This window comes from Nannocystis pusilla, from assembly GCF_020073745.1.
In the GTDB taxonomy this organism is placed as follows: Bacteria; Myxococcota_A; Polyangia; order Nannocystales; family Nannocystaceae; genus Nannocystis; species Nannocystis radixulma.
The window spans coordinates 1-16,599 of record NZ_JAIRAU010000061.1 but is presented as its reverse complement, the minus strand read 5'-3'; the positions used below and the strand labels follow the sequence as shown (position 1 = coordinate 16,599).

General features: G+C 71.5%; 11 protein-coding genes. 10 read left to right on the top strand and 1 reads right to left on the bottom strand.

What is annotated here, in order from left to right:
* Positions 1-67: 67 nt before the first annotated feature.
* From infC to K7C98_RS43155, 10 genes are all read left to right on the top strand, one after another.
* A complete protein-coding gene (infC, locus tag K7C98_RS43200) occupies positions 68-781 on the top strand; it encodes a translation initiation factor IF-3 (protein ID WP_224197838.1) in 714 nt (237 codons plus the stop codon).
* Positions 782-974: 193 nt separating this feature from the next.
* The gene (gene rpmI / locus K7C98_RS43195; RefSeq protein ID WP_224197824.1) at positions 975-1,178 is read left to right on the top strand and encodes a 50S ribosomal protein L35; all 204 of its coding nucleotides are present in this window, start codon (positions 975-977) and stop codon (positions 1,176-1,178) included.
* A gap of 3 nt (positions 1,179-1,181) precedes the next feature.
* The gene (gene rplT, locus K7C98_RS43190; RefSeq protein ID WP_096333202.1) at positions 1,182-1,538 is read left to right on the top strand and encodes a 50S ribosomal protein L20; all 357 of its coding nucleotides are present in this window, start codon (positions 1,182-1,184) and stop codon (positions 1,536-1,538) included.
* Positions 1,539-1,756: 218 nt separating this feature from the next.
* Positions 1,757-2,836 (top strand): phenylalanine--tRNA ligase subunit alpha, encoded by a 1,080-nt coding sequence (gene pheS, locus K7C98_RS43185; protein WP_224197823.1) that lies wholly within the window; start codon positions 1,757-1,759, stop codon positions 2,834-2,836.
* Positions 2,833-5,400, top strand: a complete 2,568-nt coding sequence (gene pheT, locus K7C98_RS43180; RefSeq protein ID WP_224197822.1) for a phenylalanine--tRNA ligase subunit beta — start codon at positions 2,833-2,835, stop codon at positions 5,398-5,400. Before pheS ends, pheT begins: the two co-directional genes overlap by 4 nt.
* A gap of 311 nt (positions 5,401-5,711) precedes the next feature.
* Complete coding sequence (locus K7C98_RS43175) at positions 5,712-8,009, top strand: Tex family protein (protein WP_431312853.1); 2,298 nt, start codon at positions 5,712-5,714, stop codon at positions 8,007-8,009.
* A gap of 50 nt (positions 8,010-8,059) precedes the next feature.
* Positions 8,060-8,647: a hypothetical protein gene (locus tag K7C98_RS43170; protein WP_224197820.1), complete on the top strand. Its 588-nt coding sequence runs from the start codon at positions 8,060-8,062 to the stop codon at positions 8,645-8,647.
* Positions 8,648-8,797: 150 nt separating this feature from the next.
* Complete coding sequence (locus K7C98_RS43165; protein ID WP_224197819.1) at positions 8,798-9,880, top strand: hypothetical protein; 1,083 nt, start codon at positions 8,798-8,800, stop codon at positions 9,878-9,880.
* 238 nt (positions 9,881-10,118) lie between these two features.
* Entirely contained in the window at positions 10,119-14,525 is a 4,407-nt protein-coding gene (gene gltB, locus K7C98_RS43160; protein WP_224197818.1) for a glutamate synthase large subunit, read from the top strand.
* 239 nt (positions 14,526-14,764) lie between these two features.
* Positions 14,765-15,508 carry a hypothetical protein gene (locus K7C98_RS43155; RefSeq protein WP_224197817.1) on the top strand — a complete coding sequence of 248 codons (744 nt, stop codon included), beginning with the start codon at positions 14,765-14,767 and terminating at the stop codon, positions 15,506-15,508.
* Positions 15,509-15,650: 142 nt separating this feature from the next.
* Here K7C98_RS43155 and K7C98_RS43150 read toward each other — a convergent pair.
* Positions 15,651-16,599: tetratricopeptide repeat protein (locus K7C98_RS43150; protein ID WP_224197816.1), on the bottom strand; the 949-nt coding region annotated here is incomplete at its 5' end.

The window sequence follows — 16,599 nt, the reverse complement described above, 5'->3', positions numbered from 1 at the left end:
GCGCCCCGGCTGGGGAGGTGCGCGAAGCTCGCCTCACTCACCGCTTTTCTCTTGAAGGAGTACCGCCATCGGCCGCAGACAACAGAAGCCCAAGCCCCGCGTCGAAACCCATCGCGTAGGTCGCCGGATCCGCGTCAAGGAAGTCCGGGTGATCGACGCCAACGGCGAACAGCTTGGGATCATGCTCACCCAGGATGCCATGGCGCGCGCGGAGGAGGCGAACCTTCAGTTGGTTGAAGTCAACCCGAAGGCCAGCCCTCCCGTGTGCAAGATCATGGACTACGGGAAGTTCAAGTACGAGACCGCCAAGCGCGATCGCGAGGCGAAGAAGAACCAGAAGACGACGGAGCTCAAAGAGGTCAAGTTCCGCCCGAAGACCCACGACCACGACTTCGACTTCAAGACGCGGCACATCCGCCGCTTCCTGGACGAAGGCGACAAGGTCAAGCTCGTCGTCCAGTTCCGCGGCCGCGAGATCACCCATCCCGAGACCGGTCGCGCGATCCTCGAGAAGGTGATCCGGGAGCTCGTCGATGTCGCCACGGTGCTCCAGCTGGCGCAGATGGAGGGCAACCGCATGAACATGGTGCTGGCCCCCAAGCCGCAGCGCCCCGGCACCGTGAAGCCCAAGCCGCCCGAGGGCCCGATCGTGCGTCCTGCTGCTCCGCCGCCGCCGCCGCCGCCGTCGACTGACGAGGAAGACGACGACGAGGGTTACGACGACGACTTCGACGACGACACGACCGGTCTCGACGATCCGGACGCTGACGCCGCCAACTGAACCGGAGCGGGTGGCGCCGTCCGCCTGCTCGAATCCGTGAGTCAACACAAAACCAGGGGCCAGCCCGGGACCTCGCGTCCATGCGCGAGCTAGGGTATCTCCAGCCCCCCTTCACTCGCTTCACAGCGCTCCGCGCCGTCATACTTCACGGCGCTTCGCACCTGAATCGGCCCCGTTCTCACAAGGCGCCATCATGCCCAAGATGAAGTCCCACTCCGGCGCGAAGAAGCGCTTTCGCTTCACCGCTTCCGGCAAGGCCAAGCGGAAACACTCGCACAAGAACCACATCCTCACGAAGAAGCACAGCGACCGCATTCGCAAGCTCAAGGGCATGACGATCGTCTCCGAGCCCGACCAGAAGCGGATCGAGATCATGCTTCCGAATGGAAGGACCTGAACCATGCCTCGCGCAAAACGTGGATTTAAGGCGCGGCGCCGCCGCAATCGTATTCTCAAGGCTGCGAAGGGCTTCCGTGGCGGCCGTTCGCGGATGTTCCGCCGGGCCCTCGAGGCCGTGCATCACGCGTGGATGCACATGTACACCAGCCGCAAGGGCCAGAAGCGGGTCATGCGGCGGCTGTGGATCGTCCGCCTCAACGCCGCCGCTCGCCTGCACGGGCTGAGCTACAGCCGCCTGATCGAGGGGCTCGGCAAGGCCGGGATCGTCCTCGATCGCAAGGTCCTGTCGGACCTCGCGGTGTTCGACAACGCGGCGTTCGGCAAGGTCGTCGCCGAGGCTCGCGGCGCGCTCGCGTAGTGGAACCTCCGTCTTCGGGCCCGTCGTGCTGGTTGCGCGTCGGGCCCGAGTCGCGACTTCATCACGACCATTCAGGTCGAGGGCCGGACCTCGCGCCGCGTCGTCGCCGGCGCTTCGCGCCCCACGGACGCTGTTCGAGCCGGTCACGCCGGCTCGTCGCCGTTTAAGCGGACGACCGCGGCGGCGAGCTCCGGCGAAAAAGTGGCACACTCCTCGCCATGCCAGCACGTTTGGCCACGCAGCTCGCGGCCTTCCAGGAGGCGCTCGCCCGCGTCGACTCGGAGGCCGCGCTCTACGAGCTCCAGGTCGCCTATCTCGGCAAGAAGGGCGCCGTCACCCAGCTCCGCGGCGAGATGGGCAAGCTCCCGCCCGAGGCGCGCAAGGGCTTCGGCGCCGAGTGGAACCGGGTCCGCGACGCCATCGAGGCCGAGCTCGAGGCGCGCCGCACCTATCTCAAAGACCAGGCGCGCCGCCTCGACCTCGCGCGCGTCGACGACCTGACGCTGCCGCCGCTGCGCCCGCCCGCAGGCACGCTGCACCCGCTGTCGCAGACGCGCCGGCGGCTCAGCGAGAGCTTCCAGCGGCTCGGCTTCTCGCTGGCCGTCGGCCCGCACGTCGAGCACAGCAAGTACAACTTCGACGATCTCAACGTGCCGCAGGACCACCCGGCGCGCGACATGGCGGACACGTTCTTCATCCGCCCGCACCGCCACCCCGGCTTCGACGACGGCTCCGACAACGACGCGGCGATGCGCCTGCGCGCCGGTGAGCTGGTGCTGCGCACGCACACGTCGCCGGTGCAGGTGCGGACGATGCTGAGCCAGAAGCCGCCGATCCGGATCGTCGCGCTCGGCACGACCTTCCGCTGCGACGACGACGCGACCCACAGCCCGATGTTCCACCAGATCGAGGGCCTCTACGTCGACCGCGGGGTGACGATGGCCGACCTCAAGGCCACGCTGATGGACTTCACCCGCGACTTCTACGGCCGGCGCCTCGACGTCCGCTTCCGGCCCAGCTTCTTCCCGTTCGTCGAGCCCGGGGCCGAGTTCGACATCGGCTGCCCGTTCTGCGGCGGCGACGGCTGCAACCTGTGCAAGAGGACAGGTTACATCGAGATCGGCGGCTGCGGCATGGTCCACCCGGCGGTGTTCGAGGCCTGCGGGATCGACCCCGAGGTCTACACCGGCTGGGCGTTCGGCTTCGGCGTCGATCGCATGACGATGTCGCAGCACGCGGTCCCGCACCTGCGTCACATGTTCGAGGGCGATGTCCGCTTCTTGGAGCAGTTCCCGTGAAGATCTCGCACCACTGGCTCAGTGAAATGTTCGTCGAGGGCGCGCTCGATGCGGCGCTCGCGGCGTGGTCGGCCGAGGGCAAGGCGGCGGCGTGGACCCGCCTGCTGACCGGCCTCGGCCTCGAGGTCGAGGCCGTGCAGGCCGTCGGCGAGGCCGTGCGCTCGATCGTGGTCGGCGAGATCCGCGGCAAGTCGCCGCACCCGCAGGCCGACAAGCTGACCGTCGTCGAGCTGTTCGATGGGACAGGCGTCGTCCAGGTCGTGTGCGGCGCCAGCAACCTGCCGGCGATCGGCGGCAAGGTGGCGTTCGCCCCGGTCGGCGCGGTGCTGCCGGGCGGGCTGGCGATCGCCGCCCGCGAGCTGCGCGGCGTGGCCTCGCACGGGATGATCTGCTCCGAGGCCGAGCTCGAGATCGGCGCCGACGACGGCGGGATCCTCGTGCTGCCGGAGTCGTGGCGCGCCGGCGAGCGCCTGGTCGATCGCGTGCCCGGGATCGTCGACACGATCCTCGAGCTCGGGATCACGCCGAACCGCCCCGACGCGCTCGGGCACCTCGGCGTCGCCCGCGACGTAGCGACCAAGCTCGGGCTGCCGCTGCGCCCGCCGGCGGTGCGCCGGCCGGACGCCCCGGACGCCCCGGGGCTGGTGAGCATCGCCGCGCCGGACCGCTGCGGGCGCTACCTCGGGTATGTCCTCGAGGGCATGTCCGTACAGCCATCCCCGCTGTGGATGCGGGTCCGGCTGCACCGGCTCGGCCTGCGCGCGATCAGCAACGTCGTCGACGTGACCAACTTCGTGCTGATGGAGTGCGGCCAGCCGCTGCACGCGTTCGACCGCGATCGCCTGGCCGAGGGCCGGGTGGTCGTCCGGCGGGCCGAGCGCGACGAGCCGATGACGACGCTCGACGGGACGCAGAAGCTGCTCACCGCCGAGGACCTGGTGATCGCCGACGCGAGCGCGCCGCAGGCGCTGGCGGGGGTGATGGGCGGGGCGCACTCGATGGTGCACGCCGGCACGCACAACCTGCTGCTCGAGGCGGCCTGGTTCGCGCCGGCGGGGATCCGCGCGACGGCCCGCAGGCACGGCTACGCGACCGACTCGAGCTACCGCTTCGAGCGCGGCGTCGACCACGGGGTCGGGCTCGAGCGGGCGGCCCTGCGCGCGCTCGAGCTGCTGCTCGAGCTGGCTGGCGGGCGCTGCACCGCGTGGACCGACGCGCCGGGCGAGCGTCCGCCGGCGCCGACGATCGCGCTGCGGCTGCCGCGGGTGGCTGCGCTGCTCGGGGTCGAGGTCCCGGTGAGCACGGCGCGGGCGGTGCTCGCCGGTCTCGAAGTACAGGTCCGAGAGGACAGCCCCGAGGTGTGGACGTGCGTGGCCCCGACCCACCGCCCCGACCTCCGCCGCGAGGTCGATCTGATCGAGGAGCTGATGCGCTTCTACGGCCTCGACAAGGTGCCGGCGCGGCTCACGGTGCCGCAGGCGGCCCGCGCGGCGGCCCACAGCGACCCGGTGACCGAGCTCGGCGACCGCCTGGCCGAGGGCCTGCGCGACGCCGGCCTCCACGAGCACGTGGCGATGGCGTTCGTCGCCGAGAACAAGGTCGAGTTCTTCGCCGTGCCGCCGGAGCGGCGCGTGCGGGTGGAGAACCCGATGCGCGCGGCGGGGGTGATGCGCACGCACATGCTGCCCGGGCTGCTCGACGCGTTGGCGCACAACGTCGCCCGTCACACCCGCCCGGTCCGCCTGTTCGAGGTCGGCCGGATCTATGCCTGGCCCGAGCGACATGTCCTAAAGGACGGGCCGACGGCGGCGATCGACGCCCTGCTGCCGCTCGAGCGGGCGATCGCGGCGGCGCTGATCTACGGCGGCGCGAAGGGCGGCGTCCAGGCGCGCGAGATCACCGGCGCGGCCGTGCAGGCGCTGGCGCGCGTGGGCCTGCGGGCGCGGCCGGTCGATCCGCCGACGCCGGCGGCGCACCTCCACCCCGGCGTGCAGGCGGCGCTGGCCGTCGGCGACGCGATCGTCGGCGAGGCCGGCGAGGTCCACCCCGACCTGATCCGCGCGTGGGACCTGCCCGAAGGGACACGCGTGTACTACGCCGAGATCGCGGTCGAGGCGCTGCCGGCGCGCGTGACGGCCAAGGCGCGCGACCTGCCGCGCTTCCCGTCGACGGCCCGCGATCTCTCGCTCGAGATCCCGGTGACGCTGAGCGCGGCGCGCGTGGTCGCGGCGCTGACCCGGGCGGCGATCACATGCACCGCCCAGGAGCACGTCGAGCTGCAGGCCGCGCAGTCCGTCGGCTTCGCCGAGGGCAAGATTGCGCCCGGCGCCGCGGGCGAGGTGCGGCTGGCCGCCGACTCGTTCGGCGAGCCCGCGATCGAGGTGCTCGAGGACTACCGCGGCGCCGGCGTGCCCGCGGGCCATCGCGCGCTGCTGCTCCGCCTGCATTACGCGGCCGAGCAGCGCTCGGTCACCGACGACGAGGCGCAGGCGCTGCACACGGCGATCGTCGCCGCGGCGTGCGAGGCGCTCCGCGTCGACGCGCCGACGGTGCGCCCGCGCTGAGGGCAGGGACGGGGACGCTCGACCTGCTCGAAAGGGCAGGTCGAGTCGGTCGCGCCGGCCGGTAACATGTCGGAGAGGACATGTTCGAAAGGCTTGGTGCGCGCGCCGGTCCGCTCCGGGATCCGCGTGACCTGCAATCGGCGCTCGTGGTGGTCCGCGGCGCTCGGCGCGGTCGTCGAGATCACGCCGGCGAGATCTTTGGCGTCGTCGGTGCCACGGGCGGGCCGCGAGAGCCCGGTGAGGAGATCGTCGGCGCGTCGACGGCGGGGGTCGACACGACCAGCCCGGTGTGCCAGCTTCCCGGCTCCGCGATGACCACCCCGGCCGAATTCGATCCCGTCCCCGTGCTCGCCCGTGACCTGCAGCTGCCCGAACGGGGCGTCGCTGCGGTGGTCCGCCTGCTCGCCGAGGGGGCGACGGTGCCGTTCATCGCCCGCTACCGCAAGGAGGCCACCGGCGGGCTCGACGAGGTCCAGATCCGGGCGATCGAGGAGCGCCGCACCTACGTGCTCGAGCTCGAGGATCGCCGGCGCGCGGTGCTCGACACGATCGCGGCGCAGGGGCTCCTGACCGACGAGCTGCGGGCCAAGATCCTCGCGTGCGACACCAAGGCGGCGCTCGAGGATCTGTACCTGCCGTTCAAGCCGAAGCGGCGCACGCGGGCCATGGTGGCGCGCGAGCGCGGGCTGCAGCCGCTGGCCGACCGGATCCTCGCGCAGCCGGACGACGGCGATCCGCAGGCCGAGGCGGTCAAGTTCGTCAAGGCGGAGCTCGAGGTGCCCGACGTCAAGGCCGCGCTGGCGGGCGCGCGCGACATCGTCGCCGAGGTCGTGGCCGAGTCGCCCGAGGTGCGGGCGATGGTCCGCGAGGCGTTCGCCAAGGAGGGCACGGTGCGCTCCGAGGTGATGGCAGACAAGGCCGGGCAGCCGACCAAGTTCGAGCAGTACTACGACCACGAGGAGCCGGCGGCCAACATGCCGTCGCACCGATTCCTCGCGGTCCGCCGCGGCGAGCAGGAGGGCGTGCTGCGGGTGAAGATCGGCGTGGCCGCGGAGGCGATGACGCCGCGGATCGAGGCGCTGGCCAAGGCGCGCCAGGGCACGCCGTTCCACGCGGAGATGGTGGCGGCGGTGCGCGACGCGTTCGTGCGCCTGCTGGCGCCGACCATCGAGACCGACGTGCGCATCGAGCTGAAGATGAAGGCCGACCGCGAGGCGGTGCAGGTGTTCGGCGACAACCTGCGCGCGCTGCTGCTGGCGGCCCCGTTCGGCGGGCGGCGGGTCATCGGCGTCGACCCCGGGCTGCGCACCGGCTGCAAGTGCGCGGCGCTCGACGAGACCGGGACCTACCTCGGTCAGGCGACGCTCTACACCAGCCAGGGCGCGGCCGCGGCCGCGCGCGCCGAGACCGAGCTGGTGGCGTTCGTGCGCGCGCACAAGCCCGACGCGATCGCCGTCGGCAACGGCACCGGCGGGCGCGAGGCCGAGGCGTTCGTGCGCGCGGCGCTGGCGTCGGCTGGCCTGAAGGACATCCTCGTGGTGCCGGTCAGCGAGGCCGGCGCGAGCGTCTACAGCGCCTCCGAGGTCGCGCGCGAGGAGCTGCCCGACCTCGACGTCACGATCCGCGGCGCCGTCTCGATCGCGCGGCGGCTGCAGGATCCGCTGGCCGAGCTGGTGAAGATCGATCCGAAGGCGATCGGCGTCGGCCAGTACCAGCACGACGTGTTCCAGCCGCTGCTGGCGAAGAAGCTCGATCAGGTGGTCGAGAGCTGCGTCAACGGGGTCGGCGTCGATCTCAACACCGCGAGCGCGCCGCTGCTGGCGCGCGTGGCCGGGCTGAAGCCGACGGTGGCCAAGAGCGTGGTCGAGCACCGGGCGCGCAACGGGGCGTTCGCCAGCCGGCAGGCGCTGCTGGCGGTGCCGGGGCTGGGGCCGAAGACGTTCGAGCAGGCGGCGGGCTTCCTGCGGATCCGCGGCGGCGAGCACCCGCTCGACGCGTCGGCGGTGCACCCCGAGCGCTACCCGCTGGTCGAGGCGATCGCGGCCGACCTCGGCGTGCCGCTGGCCAAGCTGGTCGGCGACGCGGCGCTGGCGGCCAAGATCCCGGTGGCGCGCTACGCCAGCGCGACCGTCGGCGAGCCGACGCTGCGGGACATCGTCGCCGAGCTCGGCAAGCCGGGCCGGGACCCGCGCGACCGGTTCGACCCGCCGAAGTTCCGCGCCGACGTGACGACCATGAACGACCTCAAGGTCGGCATGACGCTCGAGGGCGTGGTCACCAACGTGACGGCGTTCGGCGCCTTCGTCGACGTCGGCGTCCACCAGGACGGGCTCGTCCACATCTCGCAGCTGGCCGATCGCTTCGTGAAGGACCCGCACGAGGTGGTGAAGGCCGGCGATCGGCTGAAGGTGCGGGTGCTCGAGGTCGATTTGGAGCGCAAGCGGATCGCGCTGACGGCCAAGTCGGACGCGCCGCGCGGAGCGGCGACGCCGGCCAAGGTGCAGGAACGCACGCCGATGAACAAGGGCAGGGGGCCGAGGCCCTCGGAGCCGCCGCAGCGCCAGCAGAGCTTCAGCAATCAGCCGTTTGCGCGGCTGCGCAAGCCCTGATCGCGGCGAGCAAAGCGGCAGCGAGCCCGCTATGATGAGGTGCTCGCGCCATGCCCGACGAGACGCCCGCGATCCGCGCTCACTACTCCAAGCTGGCGCTCAAGCGCCTGCGCGCCTACCCCGAAGGCAAGGGCAGCGACATCCGTGAGCGCGTGGGCAGCGAGCGACTGGCGGTCATTCGCGACGCGGGGAGCCTCGACTGGCTGCCGGTGGCGACGGTCGTGGCGCTGTGCGACGCCATTCACGAGGTCCTCGGCGAGTCGGCGGCGCGCGAGTTCTGGACCGATCTCATGCGCGACAGCTACGACCACGGGATCCTGAAGCCGCTGACGATGCTGGCCGGCTTCGGGCTCGGCAAGTCGGCGGTGTCGGGGCTGGTGAAGACGGCGCCGCGGGCGTGGTCGCTGTCGAGTCAGGCCTGCGGGACGCTGGAAGTGGTCGACGGCGGCGACGGGATCAAGCTTCGCAGCCACGACCTGGTCCCGGAGATCTTGCACAGCCGCGGCTTCCTCTGCGTGTTCTATGGGGCGTGTCGGGCCATGCTCGAGGTGTTGAAGAGCCGCGCGAAGCTGGAGATCTACGCCCACGAGGTCGACGGCAAGCCGCAGCTCGGGTTCAGCTTCCAGCTCGAGCCGTGAGCACGTGCCCGTGCCGGGCGGCGCGAGCGCCCGAATTCTCGGCCGGGACGGGCAGGGCGAGTTCGCCCGAATCCGTGCGCGGACCCACGGATGCGCTTGTTGTGCCGGGTCGGCGCGCTTTGTGATAGCTTCCCGTCCCCAGGAGGCAGCATGTTGAAGCGCTCGTTGTTCATCGCCGCGGCTTTTGGCCTGTTCGTGGTCGCCGACGCCGGATGCAAGAAGACGGAGGAGTCGACGGCACCCGACGAGGTCGCCGAAAGCACCCCGAAGAAGAAGGGGGTGAGCGAGGACAACGAGGACAGCATGGTCTCCGCCGGTCCGTCTTCGAGCGAGGGTGACGGCGAGGCCGCGCCCGCGACCACCGACATGGACGCGGCGGTCGCCAAGGAAGACGCCAAGGTCAAGAAGCCGGAGGTCAAGGAGGTCTGTAAGACCAAGACCGTCGGCAAGGGCAAGGCGAAGAAGAAGGAGACCACCTGCGAGATGGTCGACAGCAACCCGAAGCTCAGCGCGAGCATCGGCGTGAACTCGTTGATCAAGGGCTTCGAGTGGGGCATGAGCCCCGAGCAGGTGCTCGCCAAGCTGGGTGAGTCGATCAACAAGTACTTCGACGACCAGCTCAAGGAGACCAAGAACCCGATGGACCAGGATCGGATCCGCAAGGAGCGGAACGATCAGCTCAACGAGCTCAAGAAGGGTCACATCAAGTTCGCGTCGTCGGCCAAGCACAAGTGGGGCGTCTCGCTCATCCAGTACGAGTTCGCCGACGACAACAACGAGGAGATGATCTGGGTCAAGGAAGGCTCGAAGCTGCGCAAGTTCTACTTCTTCAAGGACGGCCAGCTGTGGAAGATCGTCTACGCGTTCAACAAGGAGAAGTGGCCGGACAAGGACTACGCGGGCGTCGTCGACGGCTCGTTCAAGAAGTGGTTCGGCGTCAACCCGGCCGCCAAGGTCAAGCAGGACCCGAAGACCGCCGCGGTGCTGCTCCGCTACAACGAGTGGACCGGTGAGAAGAACGAGAAGGTCCGCTCGTTCGACATGACCGAGGTCCACGGCGTCGTCGTCGTCGCCGTCGTCGACGGCGTGCAGGAGTCCAGCATCGGCGAGCGCCTGCCCAACATCAAGGGCGACGACAAGTTCACCGACACCGTCGGCGACGTGCTCGGCAGCTCGGATGTCGCCTACGACGAGAAGGGCAACATCATCGAGGGCAAGAACCCGGCCAATTGAGCGCCGGCGTCGGCGCCGCCGACGTGCCTGTCCTCAGGGACATGTCCTCGCGGCCCTGCTCTTCGGAGCAGGGCCGCTGCGCTTTCTCGGCCGCTCGCTACGGTCGCTCGTCCGGCGGCGGTCGCGGCCCGCGGACCCCGGCGCCGGCCGCTCGATCGAGGCCCTCGCCGGCGCGACCGACGAGCCCGCGGGAGCCATCCCGCCGCGCACGCGCCGCGCTGGTACACTGCCGGCGAATATGCCCGTTCGAGCCGAACACAGTGCCTGCGGTGTGGGTTTCGTGGCCGGCCTCACCGGCCAGCCGTCGCATGCGATCCTGCAGTCGGCCCTGCACGCGCTGCGAGCGGTGGAGCACCGCGGCGCGTGCGGCCCGGACGGCGTGTCGAGCGACGGCGCCGGGGTGATGACGGACATCCCGTTCGGCTTCCTCGGCTACGAGCCGGGCACCATCGCCGTGGCGACGCTGTTCCTGACCGAGGAGCCGCAGCGGCGGCGGCGGGCGTTCGCGGCGTTCGAGCAGACCTTCGAATTCTTCGGCATCGAGATCGCCGGCGCGCGCGAGGTGCCGGCCGACGTCTCGGTGCTCGGCGAGGCCGCGCGCGCGACCATGCCGCACATCGTCCAGGTCGCGCTGCGCCGCCCTCCGCGGTGCCGCACCGAGCGTTCGTTCGACTCGCTGCTCTACGTCGCCAAGCAGCTCACCCGCACCAAGCTCAAGGCGTGCGGCGGCTGGCTCGACATGTTCTTCATCTCGCTGTCGACGCGAGTGATCGTCTACAAGGCGCTGTGCCGCGGCGCCGACCTCGATCGGTTCTACCCGGACCTGGCGAACCCGCGCTACAAGTCGCGCTTCGGCCTGTTCCACCGCCGCTTCAGCACCAACACCCGCAGCTCGTGGGACAAGGCGCAGCCGTTCCGCTACATCGCCCACAACGGCGAGATCAACACCATCGCCGGCAATCGCTCGTGGGCCTACGCGCGCGAGGCGGCGCTGGGGCTCGCGGCCGACGAGCTGCTCACCCACGCCGACATCAGCGACTCCGGCAGCCTCAACGAGATGATCGAGGCGCTGCGCTCGCGCAGCAGCATCCCGCACATCGACGATATCCTGGCGATCCTCATGCCGCCGGCGGGCAGCGGGGCCGAATTCTACGAGTTCTGGGGCCGCGCGATCGAGCCGTGGGACGGGCCGGCGCTGGTCGCCTACAGCGACGGCGAGACCGTCGGCGCCCGCCTCGATCGCAACGGCTTCCGCCCGGCCCGCTGGTGCCGCACGGACGACGCCTTCTACCTGGCCTCGGAGGCAGGTGTGTTCCCGGTCGACGAGGCGGCGATCCTCGCCAAGGGCACGCTGCACGCCGGCACCTGCGCGACGGTGCGGCTGTCGACCGGCAAGGTCCATTTCCGTGATCCGAGCCAGGCGCGCGAGAACGCCGGCGCGAGCTTCGACGCCCGCCTGGTGCCGCTGCGCGACGCGCCGGCGCGCCAGGGCCCGGCCGTGCACGAGGAGCTGCGGGCGGCGGTCCAGCCGAGCGCGCTCGGGTCGCTGGCGCTGTTCGGCGTCAGCGAGGAGGAGATCGAGCGGGTGCTGCGGCCGATGAGCGCGACCGGCAAGGAGCCGATCGGATCGATGGGCAACACGGCCCGCCCGGCGATCTTCTCCGACGCGCCGCGCTCGCTCTACGACTTCTTCTATCAGGACTTCGCGCAGGTCACGAACCCGCCGCTCGACTACCTGCGCGAGGCGATGGTGACGGATCTGCGGGTCGTCATCGGTACGCGGCCGAACATCTTCGCGCCGCGCGAGCTGATCCCGCCGGCGCCCGCGCTCGTGCACGACGGCCCGGTGCTGCGGCTCGAGGAGATGGCGGTGCTGCGGGCGTTGACGTCGCGCAGACCCTCGCCGCTGCGCACGCTGGCGGCGGTCATCGACTGCACGTTCGTCGCGGCGCGCGGCCCCGAGGGGCTCGGCGAGGCGCTGCAGCGGATCGCCGGCGAGGTCATCGGCCACGCGCGCGACGGCTGCTCGGTGCTGATCCTCAGCCATCGCGCGGCCACCTGCGAGCGGCCGCCGGTGTCGAGCCTGCTGGCGCTGCGCGCCGCGGTCGTCGAGCTCAACCGCGTCGGTCTGCGCCTCGATGCGTCGGTGGTGCTCGAGGCCGGCGACATCCGCAGCACCCACGAGGTCGCGTGCGCGGTGGCCTTCGGAGCGACCGCGCTGTGCCCGTACCTCGCGCTCGAGCTGGCACGGGCCGGCGCCGGCGAGGCCGTCCCCGAGGACCCGGACGCGGCCGAGCAGCGGATGGTCGCGGCCCTGCACGCCGGCCTGCTCAAGGTGATGAGCAAGATGGGGATCTCGGTGGTGCGCAGCTACCAGAGCTCGAAGTTGTTCACCGCGCTCGGGGTCGGGCCGGGGTTGATGGCGGCGTATTTCAAGGGTCTGGCCAGCCCGATCGGCGGCGTCGAGCTCGAGCACCTGGCGGCGCAGACGGTCGCGCTGGCGCAGCGCGCCGCGACGCTGCCGAGCGGCGCGCCGCTGCCGGGGACGTTCCAGTACAAGGAGAAGGCGCGCGGCGACGCCGGCGAACGTCACGCGATGACGGCGGCGCGCAGCAAGCTGGTCCACGAGCTCGTGCGCGGGCGCGGCGACCCGGCGACGACGTGGCGCGCGTACGGCGAGCACGGGGCCGAGGCCGAGCCGGTCAGCGTGCGTCACTTGCTCGACCTGCGGCCGGCCGAGGTCGCGCTCGAGATCGACGAGGTCGAGCCCGAGTCGGCGATCCTGGCCCGCTTCGTCGCCGGGGCGATGTCTTTCGGGGCGATCAGCGCCGAGTCGCAGCGCGACCTGTTCATCGCCATGCGCTCGATCGGCGCCCGCTGCAACAGCGGCGAGGGCGGCGAGAACCCGTATTACTTCGTCGACGGCACCACCGCGACGACCAAGCAGATCGCGTCGGCCCGCTTCGGCGTGACGGCCGAGTACCTGGTGTCGGGCGACGAGTTCGAGATCAAGGTGGCGCAGGGCGCCAAGCCGGGCGAGGGCGGTCAGCTCATGGGCCTCAAGGTCGACGAGGCGATCGCGCGCGCCCGCCACGCGACACCCGGCGTCGACCTGATCTCGCCGCCGCCGCTGCACGACATCTACAGCATCGAGGACCTCAAGCAGCTGATCCACGAGCTCGGCCAGCTCCGCCCGGGCACGCCGGTGTCGGTCAAGCTGGTGGCGGGCACGAACATCGGCACGATCGCGGTCGGCGTGGCCAAGGCCGGCGCGTCGATCATCCACGTCTCCGGCGGCGACGGCGGCACGGGGGCCGCGCCGCTCAGCTCGATGCGCCACGCCGGCCTGCCGTGGGAGCTCGGGCTCATCGAGGTCCACAAGGCGCTGTGCGAGCACGGGCTGCGCGACCGGGTGACGCTGCGCGTCGACGGCGGGCTGTCGACCGCGAAGGACATCGTGCTCGGGGCGCTGCTCGGGGCGGAGGAGTTCGGCTTCGGCAAGCTGCTGCTGGTCGCGCAGGGCTGCATCATGGCGCGGATCTGCGAGAAGAACCGCTGTCCGACCGGCATCGCCACCCACGACCCGAAGTTCAAGGCGAAGTACAAGGGCAGCCCGGAGCACGTGGTCGAGCTCCTGCGGCGGATCGCCGGCGACGTCCGCGAGCTGCTGGCGGCGCTCGGGGTGCCCAGCCTCGCGGCGCTGATCGGACAGCGGCGTTACTTGCGGGCCGACGCCCGTCACCACGCGCTGGTCGATCAACGCGGGATCGATCTGCGCCCGCTGCTCGAGCCGGTGCCGTACGAGCACCGGCGAGCGTCGCGCGGCGACGTCGCGCTGGGCCCGTTGAACCGGCGCACGGTCGAGGACGCCGCGCCGGCGCTGGCCGACGACACGCCGGTCGAACGGCAATACGCGATCGCCACGACCGACCGCGCGGTGCCGGCGGCGCTGTGCGGCGAGCTGGCGCTGCGGAGCCATCGCCGGCGGATGCGGGCGCTCGCGGCCCGGCCCGGGCAGCCCGACCACGCCGAGTACGGCCCGCCGCCGGGGACGATCCGTCTCGGGTTCACCGGCAGCGCAGGGCAGGGCTTCGGCGCCTTCATGGTCGAAGGGGTCGCGCTCGAGCTCCGCGGGGAGGGCAACGACTCGCTGTGCAAGTCGATGTCGGGCGGCCGGGTGGTGATCCGGCCGAGCCCGCAGGCGCGTTTCGTCGCCGAGGAGCAGGTCATCGTCGGCAACTGCGCGCTGTACGGAGCGACGGGCGGGCTGCTGCTGGTCCACGGTCGCGCGGGCGATCGCTTCGCGGTCCGCAACAGCGGCGCGGAGGCGGTGGTCGAGGGCGCGGGTCTGCACGCCTGCGAGTACATGACGGGCGGCGTCGTCGTGATCCTCGGCCCGATCTCGCACAACGCCTGCGCCGGGATGACCGGCGGCGCGGTGTTCCTGCCCCGCGATCAGCTCGGCCAGCTGAACGACGTCCACGTGGCGGCGCGGGAGCTCGACGACGGCGCGCGCGGGGTGCTCGAGCGGCTGCTGCGGGCCCACCTCGACGCGACCGGCAGCGCCACGGCGGGCGCGGTGTTGGCCGCCTGGGACCGCGTGCACGAGCGCTTCGTCCGGGTCGCGGCGCGCGTCGGCGCGTGATTCGAGTGGTCTTGGGGACATGTCCATCGAGACATGTCTCCGAGGCCATCAGCGCGCGTCTCATGACATGTCCGTGCGAACATGTCGTGGCGGACAGATCGGCGCGGGTTCACCGCGATGGGCGTTGGCACGCGTGGGCGCCGGTGCTTGCGGACCCCAGCCGGCCGCGTGCGCAACGAGAGCGACGACGTCGGCGGAATGGCTTGCCGGGCCCTGGACGCCGCGCTAAAGCGCCGGCCATGCGACACCTTCCCTTGTCCATGCTCATGACGGTCGCGCTCGCTTGCGGCGAGACCGGCGACACGACCGCGACCGCAAGCACCCAGGCCACGACCGACGAGGCGACCACCACCAGCGGCACCGACACGACGACCGAGGCCGCGACGGCGACCGAGCCGGCGACCGAGCCGACGTCCGGCACCGCAGGGGCGAGCGAGTCGTCGACCACCAGCGACACGACGACGACCAGCACGACGGCGGCCGAGACCGCCGACGCGACCACGGCGGTCGACACGACCACCGGCGACACGACCACGACCACGACCACCGGCGAGACGACGACCGACACCACCGGCGACACGACGGACACCACCGGCGGGACCTCGCCGCTGGTGATCGCCATCGTCGACGCCTACCTCACGGCCGACTGCATGCCGATCGCCGATCCCGACCCGGTCCAGGGCGGGTGGTACGTCGAGTTCGACAACACGGACAACCCGAACGACACCTCCGCCGTGGTCATCGCGGCCTCGCTGTCGCTCGACGCCGACCCGCTGGTGGTCGAGCCGATCATGGTGCAGCCGATCGAGAGCCCACCGATCGCCGCAGGCGCCTACGAGAGCCTGGAGATGGCGAAGCTGCCGGGGGCGATGCACAGCGCGTGCGAGCACTGCGACGAGTTCTACAAGCTGGTGCTCGAGTACGACGAGGGCGGGGTGAAGCACCACGTGGAGGAGGACGTGACGATCTCCTGCTCGTTCTGACGCGGGCCTGTCGCGCGTGCGCGAGGGCATGTCCTGGCGGACATGTCACCCGCCGCACTGCCGCGGCTATCGAGCAGGAGCGCCGCGCCTGCGTGCCCCGGGCGAGGGGGATGTCCTGGCGGACATGCCCCTCGGGACAGCGTCAGCGCGGGGCGCGGGCCTTGGCCGGCAGGTCGTCCCACTCGAGGTAGCTCTGGGCCATGTCGTACTCGAAGAACGCCATGCGGCGGGTGCCGAGGACCTTGCGCATGAGCTCCTTGGCGCCGGCCGCGTTGCCGCTGCGCCAGCGGCGGAGCGCCTCGTAGAAGTAGGCCTCGGCCTGCTCGCCGGAGTCGGACGCGCCGCGCAGCAGGTCGTCGAAGCTGAGCTTGCCCTGGGCGTGCTCGGCCAGGCGGGTCGGCCAGCGCTCGCCCTTGTAGGCCGCGAGGAAGGCGAGCACGCCCGGATCTTGCGGGCGCCCCTGGCGCAGCGCCATCTCGTGCAGCCACAGCGCGAAGTACAGCTTGAGGCTGCCGCGCAGGTCCTCGCGCGGGGCGGCGGCGCGGAAGATCGCCAGCGCCTCCTCGTAGTAGCCGTGGCTGACGAGGAAGATCATCGGCTCCGCGTAGGCCTCGGCGCGGCCGTCGGCGGTGTCGCGGGCCTGGCGAAAGTCGGCCACGGCCTGCTCGACGTCGCCGAGGTGAAACAGCAGCTTGCCGCGATCGATGAGCCGCGAGGCCCGCTCCCCCGGGGGGATGCCGGGGAAGGCGATCAGCTTGTTGAGCTGGCGCAGGGCGGTCTGCATCTCCTGCCTGGCCTCGGCGTCCTTGCCCTCGCGGCGGGCGATCGCGGCCAGCTGCGCGCGGCCCTGGGTCTCCCAGCGCAGGCGCAGCAGCTGGTTGTCGAACGGCAGGCCGAGCAGGGTCTCGTATTGGCGGCGGGCCTCGGCGACCTTGCCGTCCTTGAGCTCGATGGTGCCGAGCAGGTCCAGCGCGGCCGGCTGCGGCTCGCCGCGGACGCTGCGCTGCAGCAGGTTCTTGGCCCGGTCGACGCTGCCTTGCTCGTAGAGCGCCTCCGCCAGGGTGTACTGGGCCTCGGCGAGGCCGGGGCGG

Excerpts from the sequence above, each read along its gene's own strand:
- rplT (WP_096333202.1), top strand. The coding sequence starts at position 1,182 with ATGCCTCGCGCAAAACGTGGATTTAAGGCGCGGCGCCGCCGCAATCGT.
- K7C98_RS43170 (WP_224197820.1), top strand. The coding sequence starts at position 8,060 with ATGCCCGACGAGACGCCCGCGATCCGCGCTCACTACTCCAAGCTGGCG.
- K7C98_RS43175 (WP_431312853.1), top strand. The coding sequence starts at position 5,712 with ATGACCACCCCGGCCGAATTCGATCCCGTCCCCGTGCTCGCCCGTGAC.
- K7C98_RS43165 (WP_224197819.1), top strand. The coding sequence starts at position 8,798 with ATGTTGAAGCGCTCGTTGTTCATCGCCGCGGCTTTTGGCCTGTTCGTG.
- gltB (WP_224197818.1), top strand. The coding sequence starts at position 10,119 with ATGCCCGTTCGAGCCGAACACAGTGCCTGCGGTGTGGGTTTCGTGGCC.
- pheS (WP_224197823.1), top strand. The coding sequence starts at position 1,757 with ATGCCAGCACGTTTGGCCACGCAGCTCGCGGCCTTCCAGGAGGCGCTC.
- rpmI (WP_224197824.1), top strand. The coding sequence starts at position 975 with ATGCCCAAGATGAAGTCCCACTCCGGCGCGAAGAAGCGCTTTCGCTTC.
- K7C98_RS43155 (WP_224197817.1), top strand. The coding sequence starts at position 14,765 with ATGCGACACCTTCCCTTGTCCATGCTCATGACGGTCGCGCTCGCTTGC.